Raw genomic sequence first — 19,019 nt, forward strand, 5'->3', positions numbered from 1 at the left:
TCAAGGGAGGATTCAATGGCATATACCGGCTCAACCCGGAACGACGCGACGCTTGACCCGCAAAAAACCTCACGACCGCGCGGCGGCGGGGGCGGGGGCGCGTTATGCACTGTCAACGCGGGGGGTTACCAACAATGACGACCTTGATAGGCATTCTGGACCGCCTGTTGCGTCCGTTGGAACGTTTCCTCGGCTATCTGGCGGGGTTGATCGTGCTGGTGCTGATGGTTCTTGGCGTGGTCGAAGTTATAGCGAGATCGCTCTTCAACCGGCCGATCCACGGCTCGATCGACATCATCGAACAACTGATGGTCCCGGTGGCGGCCTTGGGGATCGCGTATTGCCAAAGCATTTTTGGCAATGTTCGCATGACCCTGCTTACCCAGAAGTTCGAGGGCCGGACCAAATGGGTGGCCGAGGCATTCACCCTTCTGATCGCAACGATCGTGGTGGCGATCTACCTCAACGGCAGTGCGCTCAACTTGATGCGGGCCGTCACTCTTGGGGGGGACACGCCTGAAATCGGCATCCCGCTTTGGTACGGAATGGCCTGCGTCACCTGCGCGCTGAGCGTTCTGTTGCTGCGGCTCTTCGTACAGTTGCTCGAGGCGTTGCGTCTGATCGCGGTGCCGAATGACCAATCCGCCATTTTTGAAATATCACCGCATTAAGCAGGGAGGAATACACCATGGATCCGATCACTCTGGGTTATCTCGGTCTGGCTGTGCTCCTGCTGCTCGTGACAGTGGGCGTTCCGATCGCATTTGCCACAGCCTTCACTGGTATGGCCGGGCTGTTCATCCTGCGCGGTTTCGATGTGGCCATCGGGCTCAGCGGAATCGTGCCTTACGGTGCTTCCGCGCATTACAGTCTGAGCGTTCTGCCACTGTTCATCGCAATTGGTTTTCTGGCCATGCATGCCGGCATCACCACCTCGGCCTATAACGCGGCGCGAGTCTGGGTGGGGCGTGCGCCCGGCGGGCTTGCCACGGCGACAATCTTTGCCAGCGCGGGCTTTGCGGCGGTATCAGGGGCCAGCACGGCCAGCACGGCAGTCTTTACGAAACTCGCTCTGCCGGAAATGGAGGCGCGTGGCTACAACCGTTCGCTGGCCGCCGGCGTCGTTGCGGTCGGCGGAACGCTGGCGGCCCTGATCCCACCAAGCGCGATCCTGGTGATCTACGGGATCATCGTCGAGGAATCCATCGGCGCTCTGCTGATGGCGGGTTTCCTGCCGGGGCTGATATCCATCGTGGTCTACCTGATCGTGATCGCAACGGTCGTCACCATCAAACCGGACCTCGCACCCAAACTGGAGCGCACCAGCATAAAGGAAAAATTGCGCACCATTCCTCAGCTTGCCGGCATCGGCCTTGTGGTTGGCGTCATTCTCGTGGGAATTTACTTCGGCATCATGACACCGACCGAGGCCGCGGCTGTTGCGACCGCGATCATGTTCGTCATGGCTCTGGGCAAGAAGATCAGTTTCGCTGATTTCCGAAGCGGCATCCTCGACACTGTCCGCACCACCGTCATGATCTTCATGGTGATCTGGGGGGTTTTGGTCTTCGTCCGCTTTCTGGCCTTTACCGGGCTTCCCGCCTCGGTGACGGATGCGATCGTCGGGTTGGATATGCCGCGCGGCATGATCCTGTTTGCCATCATCCTGCTTTATCTTCTGCTAGGTATGGTTCTGGATGGCATCGGCATGATGATGCTGACGCTTCCGGTGATCTTTCCGCTGATCGCGGAGCTTGGATACGATCCCATCTGGTTCGGCGTCCTGCTGGTCAAGTTGATCGAGGTCGGCGTGGTTACACCCCCGGTCGGCCTGAATTGCTATGTTGTCAATGGGATACGCCCCGACATTCCGCTGCATGACGTGTTCAAGGGCGTCGCTCCGTTCCTGTTGGGAGAGGTGGTCATTATCGGGATCATCGTATTTTTCCCGGATCTGGTGCTGTTCCTGCCGAACATGATGAGGTGAAAAATCTCATAAAACGAGATAAATGTTGACTATATAACAGATGGCTTCCATAAGGATCTCGTAAACAAGTGGAGCCGAAAGGGAGGAAAATCCATGAAATTGACCAAATCCGTATTACTGGGCACTGCACTTGCCCTGGGCGCCGGACCCGTTTTGATCGCAACCACGCCAACATCGGCCACCGCCGCCGAGGTCGAGGGCCCGGAGGTGAAATGGAACCTGTCTCTGTGGGGTGCACGCCGCGGCTTCTCCGAGGGGTTGGAGGGTCTTGCGCAATATGTCTCGGAACAGACCGACGGGAACTTCGAGATCGAGCTGCACTATGGCGAGGTCCTTTCTGCCAGCAAGGAGAACCTCGACGGACTTTACCTCGGCGCCTTCGAGGCGGCGGCCTTCTGTCCGATCTATCATCCTGCCAAGACACCGGCGCTCAGTGTGCTCGATCTGGCCTTCCTGCCGGTCGAAACGCTGGCAGAACGGCGCGACCTGATCGAGTCGCTATACCAGGATCCGGCAATCATCGCAGATTTCGCAAAGTGGAAGGCGCTTCCGCTTATGGGCGTGATGATGCCCAATTATCAAGCGATGGGCGCCGGCGATCCACCGACAACACTTGAAGATTGGCAGGGTCTGCGCATCAGTTCGGCCGGCGGTGTCGGTGAGGTTATGGCCGGTCTGGGCGCAAGCGTCACGCTTGTCACCGCGCCGGACATGTTCCAGTCGCTGGAGCGCGGCATGATTGAAGCCGCAACCTTCCCCTATACCTATGCCTTTGCCTCCTACCGACTGCATGAGGTGTCGGACTGGGTGACGGATAACTGGTCCATGGGGGCGGTCGTCTGTCACTCGGCCATGTCCGAAAGTGCCTATAATGCGCTTCCCGAGCAGTACAAGACGCTGTTGGATGAAGCGGTGGAGTTCGGCTACGATCTGCAGATACAGAAATACAACGAAGTGGATGTGGAAAACGAGGCACTCTTCGAAGCAGAGGAACTGTACCGCGTACCCATGACCGATGAAATCGACGCGGCCATTGCCGCAGCGGTGCAGCCGAGCTGGGATGCCTGGATCGAGTCCGCCAGCGCCGAAGGCGTTCCTGCCCAGGAACTTCTGGACAAGGTTCTTGAGGCAGCAGCCGAATAGTTCACCATCCGGGCGGAGTGTGAACACTCCGCCCGGTTTGCGTCTTCGGGGATATGCGAAGTTGCCTTTGACGCCTATCGGATTTTCATCCGTCGCCGCGTCCTTTGTTCTGCAAGGCATCGTGCAGCGCCTGCCGAAACAACCGGACCGGCGGGGTCGGCTGCTCCTCGGCCCGGGCCATGATGCCGACAGGGCCGTTCATGGCGGATGTGTCTATCGGCAGTACCTCCATCCGCCCTGCGGTGATGTCGCGCGCGACGACGCCGTAACTGATGATCCATACCGCGCGCGACTGCCCCAGTGTCATGGATCTGCCAAAGGCGTCAGACACGGTTTCGATGCGGTTTCTCCAGCCGCCATGGCCGTTCGCGACAAGATAGCTTTCCACATGCGGGCGGATCGCGGCATCTTTGGGCGGGAACAACATCAGCCAGTCGCTCAAGGCGGTGAGATCAGAACGGCCGTTGAGCGGATGATTCTTGACCACCGCGAAAACCACCTGTTCGGAATAAAGCTGCGTAAAGGACAGGCCGACCATCGTCTCCGGGCGGCCCATTCGCCCGACTACGAGATCCAGTTCCCCCGACCGCAGACGTTCGAGCAGGGCATTGATACGACCGTCCTCCACGCTGACGAGCGTGGCTGGGGAAAGTTCGTTAAAGCGCACTATGGCATCAGGCAAAAGATTTGCGGCAACGCTGGGGAGCACGCCCAGGCGCAAGGGTGTCGCGCGCCCCGCGCTCAGCGCGTCCAAACTGGCCAACCCCAAGCCGAGCGCGGCGAGGCTCTGTTCGGCAAACTGGCGGAAAACGGTTCCTTCGCGCGTCAGCGCCACACCGCCCCGATCACGTTCCAACAGCTGCGCGCCAAGGATTTCCTCGAGGTCTTTAAGAGTCTTCGAAACCGCGGGCTGCGTCAGATGTATGCGCTCAGCCGCGGCCTTCAGGCTTCCGCATCGCACCGTTTCCACAAAGGCCGACAGGTGCCGCATCTTTATTCGCCGCGCCGCATTGTATTCCATTTTAGCAACCAAAGTTCAGAATAAGTCAATTTACATGCTTTTATATCGATCTTATCCGTTTCTCAAGTGCTGTGGAGGCTGATATGAAAACACAGGTGGCGATTATAGGCGGGGGGCCCTCCGGGCTTTTGCTGGCCCAGCTTCTGCACATTCGGGGCGTGGATAGCATCCTTCTGGAACGCAAGAACAAGGAGTATGTTCTGTCGCGCATCCGGGCCGGTGTACTCGAACAGGGCCTTGTCAATCTGATGGAGGAAGCGGGTTGTGCCGACCGGATGCATGCCGAAGGCTTCCTGCATGACGGGGCACTGATCTCCTACGGCGATGAGATGTTCCGCGTCGATTTCCGAAAGCTCACCGACACGCCCGTCATGGTCTATGGCCAGACGGAAGTCACAAGAGATCTTTACGCCGCGCGTGAGCAAGCGGGCGGCAAGATGGAATTCAACGTTGACGATGTGGTCATCCATGATGCCGATACCGCCACCCCGCGCGTCACATACAAAGTGGACGGGCAGGAGCGACGGATCGATTGCGACTTCGTGGCGGGCTGTGACGGTTTCCACGGCGTCAGCCGCCAGACCATACCGCTGGCCATGCGCCGCGAATACGAGAAGGTCTATCCCTTCGGTTGGCTCGGCATTCTGAGCGAGACCCCACCTGTCAATCACGAGCTGATCTACGCAAATTCCGAACGCGGCTTCGCGCTCTGTTCGATGCGCAACGACACGCTCAGCCGCTACTACATTCAGTGTCCGCTCAGCGACAGCCCTGCAAACTGGACCGACGCGGCCTTCTGGGACGAGCTTAAACGCCGCATCCCGTGCGAGTTCGCGGACAGCCTTGTGACCGGCCCCTCGATTGAAAAATCCATCGCGCCGCTGCGATCCTTCGTGACCGAGCCCATGCGGTGGGGACGGCTGTTTCTGTGCGGCGACGCGGCGCATATCGTCCCGCCGACCGGCGCCAAGGGGCTGAACACTGCCGCCTCCGATGTCCATTACCTTTATAACGCGCTGCGTGACTATTATGAAAACGGGTCCGAAGCCGGGATCGACGCCTATTCCGAGAAAGCGCTTAAGCGCGTCTGGAAGGCAGAACGGTTCTCGTGGTGGTTCTCCAGCCTGATGCACCGCCATCCGGAGCAATCCGAGTTTGACCTCGCTATGCAGACTGCCGAACTCGAATTCCTACGGTCCAGCGCGGCCGCACAACACTCCATGGCCGAGAACTATGTCGGCTTGCCATATTGAGGATGACCCCATGACTGACCGCTTTGACTCGGGGATGGCCGTGCGCCGCGCGGTTCTGGGCGATGCCCATGTGGATCGCGCAGAGGCTGCCAAAACCGAATTCGATGCCGCGTTCCAGCAAATGATTACCGAAAGCGCCTGGGGCACGCTTTGGGCCGGGGCCGGAATTACGCGGCGCGAGCGGTCGATGCTGACGCTGGCACTGCTGGCTGCGACAGGCAATTTCCAGGAAATTCCGATGCATATAAGGGCTACCGCGAACACCGGGGCCAGTCCGCAGGACGTGGCTGAGGCATTCCAGCATGTCGCGATCTACGCGGGCGTTCCAAAGGCCAACCATGCGATCAAACTGGCCAAGGAGACCTATGCGGAGATGGAGGAGCAGGCAAAGTGAGCAAACCGGAACTTTTCCAACGGGACCGCGAATGGCACCCGCGCGCGCTGACCCCCGACTACAAGACCAGCGTGTCGCGTTCACCGAATTACCCGCTTTTGTCGCTGCAGTCCTCGGACAGCGAAATCACCGGGCCGACCTTCGGGCATGGGGACATCGACCCGATCGACAATGACCTGCTGCGCAATTACGCGAAAACCGGCGATCCCATCGGTGAGCGGATCATCGTGCATGGCCGCGTCTTGGACGAAAACGACCGTCCTGTGCGCAATACGCTGGTCGAGGTCTGGCATGCCAATGCGGGCGGACGCTATCGCCACAAGAAGGACACCTACCTTGCGCCCATCGACCCGAATTTCGGCGGCTGCGGTCGCACCCTGACCGACGATGAGGGCTATTACATCTTTCGTACGGTCAAACCCGGAGCCTATCCTTGGCGCAACTGGGTCAACAACTGGCGGCCCGCGCATATTCATTTTTCGGTCTTCGGAACCGCATTCGCGCAGCGGCTGATCACGCAGATGTATTTCGAGGGCGATCCGCTGATCCCGCATTGCCCGATCCTGAAGGCAATTCCCGACGCGCGAGCCATCGAGCGTCTGATCGCGCCGCTGGATCTGAACGCCACCATTCCGCTCGACAGCATCGCCTACAAATTCGACATCGTCTTGCGGGGGCAATGCTCGACATTCTTCGAAAATCGTCCGGAGGGTAACTGACATGGTACAGTCACTCGACTACCTGAAGGAAACGCCGTCGCAAACCGCTGGACCTTATGTGCATATCGGCCTGGCGCCGGGTGCCGCGGGTTTTGATATCTATCGGCAGGAGCTGGGCCATGACATTGCCGGGCCGAACGCCAGCGGCACACGCATCAACATCAGCGGAACGGTGACAGACGGCTTCGGCGCCCCGGTGAAAGATGTGCTGATCGAGGTCTGGCAAGCGAATGCGCAGGGCATCTACGCAGGCGACGGCGCGGTCGAGGAGGGATTTCGCGGCTGGGGGCGGGTCGTACCCGATTTCGAGACCGGGTTGTTTTCCTTCGATACGGTCAAGCCGGGCATCGTGATGGGACGGGAGGGACGACCGATGGCGCCGCATCTGAATTTGTGGCTGATCGCGCGGGGCATCAACATTGGTCTGAACACCCGGATGTACTTCCCCGATGAGGTTGAGGCGAACGCCGTCGATCCGGTGCTGGGTCTGATCGAACAGCCGGTTCGCCGCGAGACGCTGATCGCGACCGCAGACGACGCAGGCTACCGGTTCGATATCAGGCTTCAGGGTGACCGGGAAACCGTGTTTCTCGATGTGTGAGGACGGTATGACATCACCTTGTATCATCTGCGTCGCCATTACCGGCAGCCTGCCGACCAAGGCCAACAACCCCGCGGTTCCGATCAGCATCGCCGAGCAGGTCGAAAGCACCCAGGAGGCGTTCGAGGCCGGTGCAAGCATCGTGCATGCCCATGTGCGCAACGACGACGAGACTCCGTCGAGCGACCCCGAGAAGTTCGCGGCACTCAAGGAGGGGCTGGGAAAGCACTGTCCGGGCATGATTATCCAGTTCTCGACCGGTGGTCGATCGGGCGCGGGTCAGTCCCGCGGGGGGATGCTGTCGCTGCGACCCGACATGGCCTCGCTGTCGGTGGGGTCGAACAACTTTCCGACCCGAGTGTACGAGAATCCGCCCGATCTGGTGGACTGGTTAGCCTCGCAGATGGTCAAATACGATGTGAAGCCCGAGATTGAGGCATTCGATCTGTCCCACATCCTGAAGGCCGCGCAGATGCACGCCGCCGGCCAGATCACGACGACGCCTTATGTCCAGTTCGTAATGGGGGTGAAGAATGCGATGCCAGTCGATCGGGAGGTGTTCAACTTTTACATCAAGACGGTAAAGCGGCTTTTCGGTTCTGACGCGCATTGGTGTGCGGCCGGAATCGGGGCGCATCAATACACGCTCAACGAATGGGCGGTGGCGGCAGGTGGCCATGCGCGCACCGGGCTCGAGGATAATGTGCGGCTGGACCGCGACACCCTCGCGCCGTCCAATGCCGCGCTGGTGCAGCGGGTGGTGGACCTCTGCACTGATCACGAGCGTCCTGTCGCCACCTGGCGTGAGGCCCGCGCCATGCTCGGCCTGCGACCCTCATCCGGGGTCTGAGCGATGCGTTTTGCCCGGATCGACGACACCACCCTGCACTACGATCTGACGCCGGGCGACGGCGTGCCGGTCGTCTTCCTGAACTCGCTGGGCACCGATCTGCGGATCTGGGACGATGTGCTGCCGGAACTTGCCCCCGGGACGCCCGCCCTGCGGATGGACAAGCGTGGTCATGGGCTGAGTGGTGAGGGGTCGAATGGCAATGGTGCCGCGAACATGGATCGATTGATCGCCGATGCGGCCGGACTGATGGATCATCTGGGGCTGGCCGGGGCGCTTGTCTGCGGGGTGTCTGTCGGGGGAATGATCGCGCAGGGACTTGCCGCCGCGCGTCCTGATCTGGTCCGGGGACTGGTCCTATGCTGCACCGGTGCGCGCATCGGCGATGCCGAAAGCTGGGCCGCCCGCATCGACACCGTGCAGGCGGGCGGGCTTTCACCGATGGCAGACGGTATCCTTTCGCGCTGGTTCTCGCCATGCTTTCATTCGGAAAGACCTGCCGATCTTGACGGGTATCGCGCGATGCTGACGCGAACGCCCGCTACGGGCTATGCCGCCGTCTGCGCAGTGATCCGCGACACGGAGCTGTCCACCCGCAGCGCGGCGCTGCGTCTTCCCGTGCATTGCATCGCGGGGGAGGACGATCTGGCAACTCCGCCGGATCTTGTGCACTTGCTGGCAGACCTAATACCGGACGCGACTATAGAGACGATCCCCCGCTGCGCCCACTTGCCTTGCATCGAGGCGCCGTGCGTCGTCGCCGCAGCAGTCAACGCCATGCGCGTACGGTTGTCATGAGCAATGCATTCGCGCACCCTTGGCTCGGCGGGCTTTTCGGCGATGAAGAGGGCGCCGCGATCTGGGCTTGCGAGCGGCAGCTTGCCCATATGCTCGCCTTCGAGGCCGCATTCAGTCGGGCGCGCGGCAAAGCCGGGCTGGTCGCATCAGAAAAGGCCGAGCGGGCTGCCGCCTGCATTGCGACGTTTGTCCCCGACATGAGGGCACTGCGCGACGGCACTGCACGCGACGGCGTGCCGGTGCCTGATCTCGTGCGCCAATTGCGTGAAGAGACCGGGCAGGACAGCGACGCGGTGCATGACGGTGCGACCTCGCAGGACGTGATCGACACGGCGCTGGTGCTGTGCCTGCGCCAAACGGCAGACCTGATAGATGCGCGCCTTGAAAAGCTACACGCCGCGCTGGACAAGCTTCGGGCAAGGTTCGGGCAGCACTCGCTGATGGGTCGCACCCGAATGCAGGCGGCGCTTCCGATCACGGTGGCAAATCGTTTGTCGTCCTGGACAGACCCATTGCCGAACCACCGCGAACGGCTTGCCCAACTGCGCCCACGGGTGGAATTGCTGCAACTCGGCGGCCCGACGGGCGACCGCGCCGCGCTTGGCAAAGCCGGTGACAGTGTTGCCGCGGCAATGGCGGCCGATCTGCACCTCGGCAATCCGCCACGCGCATGGCACAGCATGCGCTGCGGCGTGGGTGAGTTCGCTGGCCTTCTTTCGTTGATTTCGGGCTGTCTGGGCAAGATGGGACAGGACATCTGCCTCATGGCGCAACAAGGCCTGGAGGAGATTGCCCTGACGGGCGGCGGTGGATCGTCGGCGATGCCGCACAAGACCAACCCCGTGCTGGCTGAACTGCTGGTGACACTGGCGCGGTTCAATGCGACGCAACTGGCGGGAATGCATACTGCGCTGGTGCATGAACAGGAACGCTCCGGCGCGGCCTGGATGCTGGAATGGATGATCCTGCCCGACATGGCACAGGCAACGCTGCGGAGTCTTGCGGTAGCGCGGACGCTGAGTGAGGAGATCACGCGGATCGGATTCCAGGACTGACGGCAGTGCCGTCGCGATGACAAGTGGAAGCTCGATACGCTGCGAGAGGTTTAATATCAGGAGAGGTTTAATATCAGATTGTCTCCAGATCGTGCCGCAGGAGCCGGAGCGGGTGACCGACATGCAGAACGTCCAGCTTGCCGATGCGGACAAGGGCTGGACCACGCGCAACAAGCCCGAGGGGCGCAACGGCGGCACATATGGGGCGCCGCACGGCGGGCGCGCGATTATCTGGCGGATGGGCGGGTGATCTCGTGCTGCGGCTCAAGGTGCGTTATCCGGCGAAACCGGTCGTGTGGATCTGATCCGGTCACATCATGCAGAGTGGGACATTCAAGCCGGGCTGGACAGAACAAGAGGGCCCGAGCGTCGTCGAACCTTCTGGAAAGGGTTCTGGAATCAAGATAGTGACCCATCTCATGGGAAGCTATTTCAACGGAACCTCGAAGGTCGAGTATCCCCCGCAGGGGGTCCGCTTCGCAATTGTAAGTGTGGTGACGACATGAATAATGCCAATGATAGTAATACCAGTGATACGGTCGCGGCCGAAACCCGCGCTGCTTCCATTCTTGAATCTGGTCGAAATTGCTGGCGCATCGAACGGGCGGACCGGCTCGCATTGATCGTGGATGCTGCGGACTATTTCGTCCACCTGCGTCAGGTTCTGATCGCTGCCAAACGAGAAGTCCTTCTGATCGGCTGGGATTTCGACTTCGAGATCGACATGCTGCCCGGTGAAACCGAAACGAACGGTCTGGCCCCCGATGGCTATCCCAAACAGCTTGGTGACTTTCTGGAAGCGGTGGTGGAGAACAGCCCCGAGCTTCATATTTACATGCTGAAGTGGAACGGTGCGGTGATTGCCGCGCCGGGGCGGTTTCTGCCAACGATGGCGCTTCGCGTGTTCGCCCACGAGCGCATTCATTTCGCTCTAGACGGGCACCATCCGTTCGGTGCCTGCCATCATCAGAAAATTGTTGTCGCCGATGATAGCATTGCCTTTTGCGGAGGCATCGACGCGACGGAGGATCGTTGGGATACATCCGAACACGCGCCGGACGATGCCCGCCGCACGCGCAAGGACGGCTCACTCTACGGCCCCTGGCACGATGCCACAACCGCGCTGACCGGTGCCGCTGCCCGCGCCCTTGCGGAACTGTCCAGACGTCGGTGGCACCGCGCCACAGGCGATGAGATCACCGCGCCGGATGATGCGCCGCCACCCGTCTGGCCCGATGGCCTGCCCGTAGCCTTGCGTGACGTCGATGTCGGGATAGCCCGTACAGAGCCGCCCTATGACGGGGCGGAAATAATCAATGAGATCGAACTGCTTTATCTGGATGCCATCAAGGCCGCTCGGGAACGCATTTACATCGAGTCGCAGTATTTCGCGACCGAGAGCGTTTGCGCCGCTCTGGAAGAGCGCCTCAAGGAAGATGACGGACCGGAAGTGGTTGTCATCAATCCCGAGTCCGCCAAGTCCGAACTGGAAGACCGCGCCATGCATGTGCTGCGCGGACGCATGATCCGCCGGTTGCGTGCCGTCGATCATGCCGGTCGCTTTCGCATCTATCACCCGGTCAATGCTGCCCGCGTGCCGATCTATGTTCACGCCAAGATCCTCATCGTCGATGATCGGCTGCTGCGGATCGGATCCAGCAACCTCAACGAACGGTCAATGGGTTTCGACACAGAATGCGACGTTGCTTTCGAATGCGATGAGGCTGAAGCCCGCGACACTGGACAGGTCATCGCGGGTTTTCGCGCGCGATTGCTGGCCGAACATTTTGGTGCGGCATCCGAAGTCGTTGAACAGCTGCATCGTGACGGCCACTCGATCCTCGAAATCATCGACGAGCTGAACAGCGACATCGGCCGGGGGCTGGTATCTATCGAGCCGGAGAAGGAGGACTGGCTCGACGGTATGTTCGCCGACAAGCGCCTTCTTGATCCGCGCTATCTGCCGGGCGAGACAACATCCGCCGGTCAGGGCATAAGGCCGCGCCACCTTGCGGTTGCGGCCGCCGTGGTCGGTATCGGTTTTCTGGGCTGGTACGTCTGGCGATCACGCAGTCGGACGTGATGATCTACCTGCGGAACAAGGAAACACGCTGGCCGATATTCCAGACTGGTCAGCGCCTTTCGCAGAGGCGATCATTTTACGTTCGCTAGAGATCCTGGAGGTAGCACACGTCTTCGACGCGCCAGTCGTGGGCGTGATAGACTTGGATGTTCTGAAAATCTAGATCGCGCTCATAGTCGCCCAAATGCGCATGATGGCTGTGGGCTGGGCCTTGTGAGACTCGAACGATGTCATGATGAAAGCACAGATCAGCCTCCCCAATGTCCAGGAGAGCGGTATTGTCGTGATCTCTGTCGGTGCCATTTCCACGAGGTTACCTCTCTCGACCTCGTCCTTGACCGAAACGCTTCAGCCTGGGCGCACAATTTATTTCCCTTGGGTGTTCCTAGACATGGCCTTCCTCTCATGACGGGCGTTGTGGCATTGAGTTGAGTATCACGTCGAGCACCTAAAACGGCGATCTGCACCCTCTTGACCGGCACGCCCGACAGGCCTGGGCCACGCAGGAAACCGCGCAGGGCAGGCTGCCCGCCGGGGCGTGGCCGGTGCTGTTTCCGTAGGGGTGATCGCTCTGCTGCCGGTCCCGTCACGCCAGAGGGCAGGGGGACATAGAGCCGATTCTGACCCGATCCGCGGGACCGGGCCAGCATCCGGGTGCTACACCTGCAACATCTTGTCCAGTTCCCGGTAATCGTCGCGATCGCTCAGCAGCAGCGCCACGGGGCGCAGCGGTTCGATCCGGGCGCATATGACAAGCGCCGCGATCAGCACCGGCGTTGACAAAAGCGTACCCGGCACGCCCCAGATCCACGCGAAGAGGAGGAGCCCCGTCAGGATCACCACGGGTGAGATCGAGATCTGGCGACCCTGCACGCGGGGATCGACGAAATTGCCGATCACCTGCTCGATTGCCAGCAGCCCCGCCGCCACCGCGATTGCCGTGCCGATATCCTTGGTCAGGAACGCGTAAACGGTGGGCAGGACGCCCGACACGACCGACCCGAGATTCGGCACGAAGCTGAGCAGGAAGGTCAGGATCCCCCATACGAAGATCAGATCCACACCGAAGATCCAGAGCCAGATCATATAGAGCACCGCCGTCACCAGCCCCATCGCGGCGCGCACCAGCACGAAGCGCCGGACCAGGTGCCCCATCACGGTGATCGCCTGCAACGTCTTGTCACGACGTTCCTCGCCCGCCACGCGCGCGATCCGCCGGCGCCATCCCGGCGCGTCGACCAGCATCATCAGGGCGAGAAACACCACCAGCACGACCCCGCCGACCGCAGAACCCGCGAATTGCAGCCCCGTGAAGGCCACATTGCCAAGGGTGCCGATCAGGCTGGAGGCGAGATCCTCGACCGTCAGCTCAAATTCGGAGAGAAGGCCCTGCCCCCCGTCCTGCGCACCGTCCTGCGCACCGGCCTGCCCCGCGCTCTGCGTCCCGTCCTGCGCGCCTGTCGGGTCTTGCTGACCTGTCGGAACTTGGCCACCTGCCGGGTTTTGCGCGCCTGCCGGGGCGTCGCCTGGCTGCGATATGCCTGCCGAGGCGGCCTCGGCGGAGGTTTGCGCGGTCGACCCGCTGCCCAGTGCGGGGAACTCCGCCGCGATCCGCTGAACGGCAAAGAAAAGCCCCGCGCCCAGCACAACCAGCACCACCAGCATCACGAGCAGCGACGCGATATGACCGAGCCACCGTCGCCCGCCCGTCCGCTCCGCCACCGTGGCATCCAGCGGTGCCAGCATTACCGCCACGAAGAACGCCGCGACCAGCAGCGCGCTGACCGCCGCCGTGGCGTGCAGGGCCCAGCCGATCAGGATGGCGACCGCCGTGATCTGAAGCCCCAGAATGACGCGCGGGGCCGATCGCGCCGGCGCATGATCCGTGTGGAGGGGTGAATGTCTATCTTCCATGAAACGTCTCCCAGTTGGTTCCGCATCCCGGGGTGGTGCCGCTGGCGAAGGTGGTGCCGGAAGCGGATCGAAGGTGCGAGGAAACGGATGCCGTCATGCTACCGCCCTTTGCCTTTTACGCTGCCGGGGTTTGCGGCTGAAATTGCCGCATGTTTCGGATAAACGAATGAAACGCCGCTGCGTTCCTCAGCACGCGATCATTCCGGCCCCGGCTGCCGACCGGGCCGGGCTTTCGAGCGCTTCCCCGATATCTGGGTTCAAAGGAATGTCAGCAGCACCGCGTAAAGCCCTCCAGCCGCCGCGAACGCCCAGAACCGGCTGGCGCGCTCCTCTGGCAGTTCCTCCTTGATGACGTTGAGCACAACGCTGCCGGCGAGCACGGCGAAGCAGGTCGACAGGACGATCTGCGGCACCTCGACGGCAAAGCCCAGCCCGACCCCCGCCACAGCCGCGCCCGCCAGTATCCATCGCCCGCGTGTCAGGTAGCGTCGGCCGTGATGCGCGTAGAGCGAGCGATCGTTGACAACGAAATGCAGCGCCATCGCCGCCCCGTAAAGCAGAAGCCCCGTCAGGTCTTCCTGCCGGGCCTGCTCGTCCAACAGGTAGCCGATCAGCGCATTGTAGACCGCAAAGGACCCCAGATGCAGCCAGAACACCCCCGGCGGCGATGCCTCACGCGCATCATGCGCCGCGCGCCGCCGGATCAGCCGCTCCAGCCCATAGAACAGGGTGAAACCGGCCATGGCGCCGAGATAGAGCATCGGATCATCGCCCGCCGCATCCTCGTTCAGATGGGCAAGTTCGGGCAGCAGGTGCACGAAAACATAGGCCACCGAGACCCCGCCCGCCGCGGACAGCCAGATGCTGCGCGGCGTACGGTCGAGCCAGCGCAGCCAGGGCGAGGCGATGTGGACAAGGGCAAAGGCCATGCCGACCGCCAGCACCAGCCCCGCATGCGGCAATCCATCGGTCATCTGCCACACCCGCGCGGGCCTTCCCGCGAAACCGCCCCGAGGGCCGGAGGGGAAAGTGCTGAACCGCAAGGCAAAATCGGGACGTGTGCTGGCATTGTGAACTCCTGAACGATGATGGGATGATAAACCGAACCGGGGTGGAATTGTCCACCGGATCGAGCCTGAGGGATACGCGGTGTGCCGGGGAACCGACAATCGGTACTTGGGCTAATGGGTAACATAATACATATTATAAATATGTTCCTGATGTCGCCGGCATATTCCATTTTCGATTGCATCGTGGTTGCTGGATCGACACCCTCCTCGTCACTCTTACGAAAATACAATCAGGAAGACAAAAACTGTGAGGAATATCATAGCGCTTGCTACTGGCGCCGCGCTGCTCGCGGGATGCTCGAACATTGGCACCGTGAACGGGGTGGATGTAAGCGACAGCGAGTAGGCCTCATCTCAGGGGTCGCAAACGTTTTGCCAGGCTAATTCCGTCGTTTGCATCGCCGGTGTCGCGGTCGGCGTCGGGGTGCTGGGCTACATCATAAAAAAAGCGAATGATGAAGATGCTGACGAAGCAGATGAAGGCACCGATACTTTTTAAAGGGGCCCCCCGCGCAGGGGCATCTCTCTGCTTCCCCTGCCCTTGCCAGTCGATCTGGAACGCTTCTTAATCCTCGGCCAGCGCAGATCGCAGAAGTCGAAGCCAAACTGTTCTTCCCCAACGCTAGGGATTCTGGATATCGCAACTGAATCGGGTGCCTGCTCCCTTGGAGCAGGCGCAACATCGATGTTCCCTTCCTTATGTCGAAGGCTTCACTTGGCAAGCCTATCGTGGCTATCTCGCCGACGACTATGGTGACGACGATGAGGGGGCCGCGTAATGACTGCCCCCCTGCTCCTTGATCATCCCGATAATCTGCGCCTCGGTGAAACGGCTCTTTCGCATTCGTCTGCTCCTTCAAGGTGGGGCAGAGTCTACATTACGGTGAGGGATTTCACGGCGGGCAGGTCACCAGCCCAGAACCGCATGGCGTCCATTGAACTGACATGGCATAGCCAATCGGGAACCAATCCTGATTACACAACCACACATGCCAAACTGGGGATGAAACAACATCCGGTTTTTCCAGTTATCGAGTCTCAACGACGCAGGGCGTGGTGCCTACTGCCCTGTAAATTGTGGAGTGCGTTTCTCGTTGAATGCCCGTACACCTTCGCGTCGGTCTGACGTGGGGACCGTGCGGTTATACGCTTCGATCTCGATGGCGAGACCTGTTTTCAAGTCTGTTTCAATCCCTACGGTCATTGCGCGTTTGGCTTGCCGCACTGCGACAGGACCGTTTGCGGCAATCTGTCGGGCCAACGCCAGCACACCGGGCATCAGGTCTTTTTGGGGCCAAACACGGTTTACCATGCCCCATTCGGCAGCTTGAGCAGCGCTGAAAGGTTGTGCCGAGTAAATCAGCTCCTTGGCCCTGCGCGAACCGACTGCGCGTGGCAGGTTCTGTGTGCCTCCACCGCCGGGGATGATTCCCAGCTTAGGCTCGGTCAATGCAAAGCGAGCCGTTTCCGAAGCATGGATGAAATCACAAGCCAGAGCAATTTCCGTGCCACCGCCGTAGGCCGCTCCGTTCACGGCCGCTATTACGGGAACGGGGCAATCCATGAGTGTATAGAACGCCTGTTCGAAAATCACATGCTGGCGCTGCCAGTCCGCGTCAGACATGTTGTTTCGTTCCCGAAGATCCCCCCCGGCGCAGAAAGCTTTGGTTCCAGCTCCGGTCAGTACCACGCAGCGCAAATCCCCCGGATCCATCAATATGCTGCGAAACTGTTCGAGCAGTTCCTGGCCCATTCGAGTATTCAGGGCATTGGCGGAAGCCGGACGATTCATGGTAATCAGCGCAACGCCCATATCCATGTGTTCCAAAGTCAAGGTTTCAAATTGAGCCATGGAGTTCCTCTTTCATGTTTCCCGCTCCACCATGATTGTCTGGGGGAACCGGTCGCCGGGGTGGAATGAGAGGCTGACTTCGAACAAGACGCCCTCGTTTGACCAGTAGCGCCGCCGTTCCATAAGCGCCGGTGTGCCGGGTTCGCATAGCAAAGCCGTTGCCATATCTGCCGGCATCGGGACCGCCACGATCTGACGTTCGACCCTGGCTATGGAAAATCCGAATTGTTCGGTTATTTTCTGATAGATCGCTTTGGTTGCGTTCTGGGTATTGTCGCGAACGGCGATATACGGTTCTGCGACATATATTTCTGTCCATGCCACCCGCAATTCTTCATTCACGGCATGTCGAACGCCAGCAAATCGCAACCAGCGACTACCCGCATCCGTGCCCAGAGTCCTGGCAAGGGCTTCACGTACCGTGACCATCCCCTCCTGCTTTTTAATGAAGGCGGTTGCTTGCGCGTATCGTGTCAAATCATCAATGGAATCAATTCTGTAACTGTAGGTTGCCGGTGGCGTAAGCGCGATGACGGTCGTACCGGCCCCGGCTTGACGTGAGAGCAGACCAGCCGCCTGAAGCAATCTCAATGCCTCACGTACCGTATGCCGGCCGAGTTTGTAGCGTTTGCAAAGGTCCTGTTCGGTCGGGAAGCGACTGCCGATGGGATACACGCCGCTGGCCAACTCGGCGGCCAACGTGTCGCGGAGTTCCTTGTAGAGCGGGCGTTTGATGCGGGGCGGCTTATTCATGCCGCGCAACTTATAAGTTTGCCGGTCGCTTCCGCAATAAGATTTAGCCGTTGACATGATGGCATGAATTTTCAAACATCCGGATAGATTTTAAAACATCCGGATAATTGGATGCAGCGTAAGCTGCGCCGCACTGAGGGGCCCTTTCCAATGGGCCGACGATCCTGACGGGAGGGGGGATTTTGAGTTTCATCGGACGGCTATGCGATATGATCGGCACGCAACCTGCGCTGAGCGCGGCAGAACGTGGCGCAGTTGTGATGTCTTTCGAGGATACGGTGGCAGTGACGTATGCCGGGTGGAGTGCATCTTCGGCGGTGGCGGCACGACGGATCTTTGCTGACGGGGGGGCCAGGCTTCTGGACGGAAGCTATGTTCAAAGCCCTGAGCATGCCGCCCTGGTTCATGGTATCGCGGGCCACGCGCTCGACTATGATGATGTTCAACTGACCTCTGTTACCCACCCCAGTGTCGTGTTGGTCGCGGCACTGATGGCGATGTGCGATGCGCGCCCGAATCTGGCACCGCGCATGATAGATGCCTATGCGGTAGGTCTAGGCGCCAACATCGCATTGGGCGAAGTGCTGGGTTTTGAGCATTATGATCGCGGATGGCATGCGACCTCGACGATCGGACCATTGTCGGCTGCGGCGGCTCTTGCCTATCTGCTGGAGCTTGAAGGCCCTGCGGTGCGCAGTGCATTGGCGCTGGCCGCCGCGCAGGCAGGCGGCTTTCAGCGCAATTTCGGAACCGAAGCCAAACATGTGCAGGCAGGGCAGGCCGCTGCCGCCGGTCTGCGTTCGGTTTTGATGGCCGAGGTCGGGATTTCCGGTTGTCCGGACATTTTCGGCGAGCGGGGCTTTTTCGATCTCTACGGCGGGGCATCGCTAGCGGCGGATCCGGATAAGGTCGAAATTGCACCGAACGCCCTTTCTGTCTCGCGCAAGCTGTTTCCCTGCTGCTATCTGACCCACCGCATGATCGGCGCTGCACTTGCGGCGCGGCGCACTCTGGGCGCGGAAATGCCCGAAAAGGCCCGCATCGTCCTGCGCGTTCCTTATGGCGGTATGCGGCCGCTGCATGTGACCGACCCGCAAAATGGTGCAGAGGCAAAGTTCTGTGCGACCTATTGCACGGCAGTGGCTTTGGCGCAGGGGACTGTGGGGCTACAGGATTTTGAAGACAGCGCCGTGTTTCGCCCTGACATCCGCAATTTGATGGCACGGATCGAGGTGATCGAAGACGCGCTTGAGGGCGATATGCCGGTTGGCGTTGACCATGGAACGGTGAGGTTGCAGATTTCCGCAGGCGGACAGACCCTCGCGGAGGCTGAAGCCGTATTCTATCCCGGCGCACCTCAGGCACCGGCAACGCCCGAGGCCTTCGATGCCAAAGTTTCTGACTGTCTGAGTATCTGGCATCAACAGACCGGGCAGAGGCTGACCCTCGCCGGTTTTCGCCGCGACTTGCATGAAAAAATTTGCGCCGATGCGGCCCATTGTCCCTAGAAAAAACAGATCCGAAGG

At 60.5% G+C, this 19,019-nt stretch carries 18 protein-coding genes; 13 read left to right on the plus strand and 5 right to left on the minus strand.

Features of this window, described 5'->3' with window-relative positions; all coding sequences use genetic code 11:
• Positions 1-134 precede the first annotated feature (134 nt).
• The 3 genes from H1S03_RS11380 to dctP all read left to right on the plus strand — a co-directional run bounded on the left by H1S03_RS11380 (position 135) and on the right by dctP (position 3,130).
• Positions 135-671: a TRAP transporter small permease gene (locus H1S03_RS11380; RefSeq protein WP_185804554.1), complete on the plus strand. Its 537-nt coding sequence runs from the start codon at positions 135-137 to the stop codon at positions 669-671.
• Between the two features lie 17 nt (positions 672-688).
• Positions 689-1,987 carry a TRAP transporter large permease gene (locus H1S03_RS11385; RefSeq protein WP_185804555.1) on the plus strand — a complete coding sequence of 433 codons (1,299 nt, stop codon included), beginning with the start codon at positions 689-691 and terminating at the stop codon, positions 1,985-1,987.
• Positions 1,988-2,080: 93 nt separating this feature from the next.
• Complete coding sequence (gene dctP, locus H1S03_RS11390) at positions 2,081-3,130, plus strand: TRAP transporter substrate-binding protein DctP (RefSeq protein WP_185804556.1); 1,050 nt, start codon at positions 2,081-2,083, stop codon at positions 3,128-3,130.
• Between the two features lie 85 nt (positions 3,131-3,215).
• Here the strand turns inward: dctP and pcaQ are convergent, their stop codons facing one another.
• Positions 3,216-4,151, minus strand: coding sequence for a pca operon transcription factor PcaQ (gene pcaQ / locus H1S03_RS11395; protein ID WP_185804557.1), 936 nt, complete (start codon positions 4,149-4,151; stop codon positions 3,216-3,218).
• A gap of 83 nt (positions 4,152-4,234) precedes the next feature.
• Between pcaQ and pobA the strand changes: the two genes are divergently transcribed.
• From pobA to H1S03_RS11440, 9 genes are all read left to right on the plus strand, one after another.
• A complete protein-coding gene (gene pobA, locus H1S03_RS11400; RefSeq protein ID WP_185804558.1) occupies positions 4,235-5,404 on the plus strand; it encodes a 4-hydroxybenzoate 3-monooxygenase in 1,170 nt (389 codons plus the stop codon).
• Between the two features lie 10 nt (positions 5,405-5,414).
• Positions 5,415-5,798: a 4-carboxymuconolactone decarboxylase gene (gene pcaC, locus H1S03_RS11405; RefSeq protein WP_185804559.1), complete on the plus strand. Its 384-nt coding sequence runs from the start codon at positions 5,415-5,417 to the stop codon at positions 5,796-5,798.
• Positions 5,795-6,517, plus strand: coding sequence for a protocatechuate 3,4-dioxygenase subunit beta (gene pcaH, locus H1S03_RS11410; RefSeq protein WP_185804560.1), 723 nt, complete (start codon positions 5,795-5,797; stop codon positions 6,515-6,517). Before pcaC ends, pcaH begins: the two co-directional genes overlap by 4 nt.
• Before the next feature lies 1 nt (position 6,518).
• Complete coding sequence (gene pcaG / locus H1S03_RS11415; protein WP_185804561.1) at positions 6,519-7,118, plus strand: protocatechuate 3,4-dioxygenase subunit alpha; 600 nt, start codon at positions 6,519-6,521, stop codon at positions 7,116-7,118.
• Between the two features lie 7 nt (positions 7,119-7,125).
• Positions 7,126-7,968: a 3-oxoadipate:acetyl-CoA acetyltransferase gene (locus tag H1S03_RS11420; RefSeq protein ID WP_185804562.1), complete on the plus strand. Its 843-nt coding sequence runs from the start codon at positions 7,126-7,128 to the stop codon at positions 7,966-7,968.
• Between the two features lie 3 nt (positions 7,969-7,971).
• Positions 7,972-8,766, plus strand: a complete 795-nt coding sequence (gene pcaD / locus H1S03_RS11425; protein ID WP_185804563.1) for a 3-oxoadipate enol-lactonase — start codon at positions 7,972-7,974, stop codon at positions 8,764-8,766.
• Positions 8,763-9,821, plus strand: coding sequence for a 3-carboxy-cis,cis-muconate cycloisomerase (locus tag H1S03_RS11430; RefSeq protein ID WP_185804564.1), 1,059 nt, complete (start codon positions 8,763-8,765; stop codon positions 9,819-9,821). Before pcaD ends, H1S03_RS11430 begins: the two co-directional genes overlap by 4 nt.
• A 112-nt stretch (positions 9,822-9,933) precedes the next feature.
• Positions 9,934-10,071: a hypothetical protein gene (locus tag H1S03_RS11435; RefSeq protein ID WP_185804565.1), complete on the plus strand. Its 138-nt coding sequence runs from the start codon at positions 9,934-9,936 to the stop codon at positions 10,069-10,071.
• A gap of 45 nt (positions 10,072-10,116) precedes the next feature.
• On the plus strand, positions 10,117-11,904 hold the full coding sequence (locus H1S03_RS11440; protein ID WP_347339229.1) for a phospholipase D-like domain-containing protein: 1,788 nt from the start codon (positions 10,117-10,119) through the stop codon (positions 11,902-11,904).
• 657 nt (positions 11,905-12,561) lie between these two features.
• Here H1S03_RS11440 and H1S03_RS11445 read toward each other — a convergent pair.
• The 4 genes from H1S03_RS11445 to H1S03_RS11460 all read right to left on the minus strand — a co-directional run bounded on the left by H1S03_RS11445 (position 12,562) and on the right by H1S03_RS11460 (position 17,550).
• Complete coding sequence (locus H1S03_RS11445; protein ID WP_185804566.1) at positions 12,562-13,818, minus strand: AI-2E family transporter; 1,257 nt, start codon at positions 13,816-13,818, stop codon at positions 12,562-12,564.
• A 257-nt stretch (positions 13,819-14,075) separates the two neighbouring features.
• A complete protein-coding gene (locus H1S03_RS17480) occupies positions 14,076-14,792 on the minus strand; it encodes a ZIP family metal transporter (RefSeq protein WP_185804567.1) in 717 nt (238 codons plus the stop codon).
• A gap of 1,156 nt (positions 14,793-15,948) precedes the next feature.
• Complete coding sequence (locus H1S03_RS11455) at positions 15,949-16,740, minus strand: enoyl-CoA hydratase-related protein (RefSeq protein ID WP_185804568.1); 792 nt, start codon at positions 16,738-16,740, stop codon at positions 15,949-15,951.
• Positions 16,741-16,752: 12 nt separating this feature from the next.
• Positions 16,753-17,550, minus strand: a complete 798-nt coding sequence (locus H1S03_RS11460) for a GntR family transcriptional regulator (protein ID WP_185804569.1) — start codon at positions 17,548-17,550, stop codon at positions 16,753-16,755.
• 125 nt (positions 17,551-17,675) lie between these two features.
• On the opposite strand from H1S03_RS11460, the gene H1S03_RS11465 reads away from it, so the two are divergent.
• Complete coding sequence (locus H1S03_RS11465; protein ID WP_185804570.1) at positions 17,676-19,001, plus strand: MmgE/PrpD family protein; 1,326 nt, start codon at positions 17,676-17,678, stop codon at positions 18,999-19,001.
• The last annotated feature ends 18 nt before the right edge of the window (positions 19,002-19,019 follow it).

Origin of the sequence: Pontivivens nitratireducens (assembly GCF_014235845.1) — a bacterium.
In the GTDB taxonomy this organism is placed as follows: Bacteria; Pseudomonadota; Alphaproteobacteria; order Rhodobacterales; family Rhodobacteraceae; genus Pontivivens; species Pontivivens nitratireducens.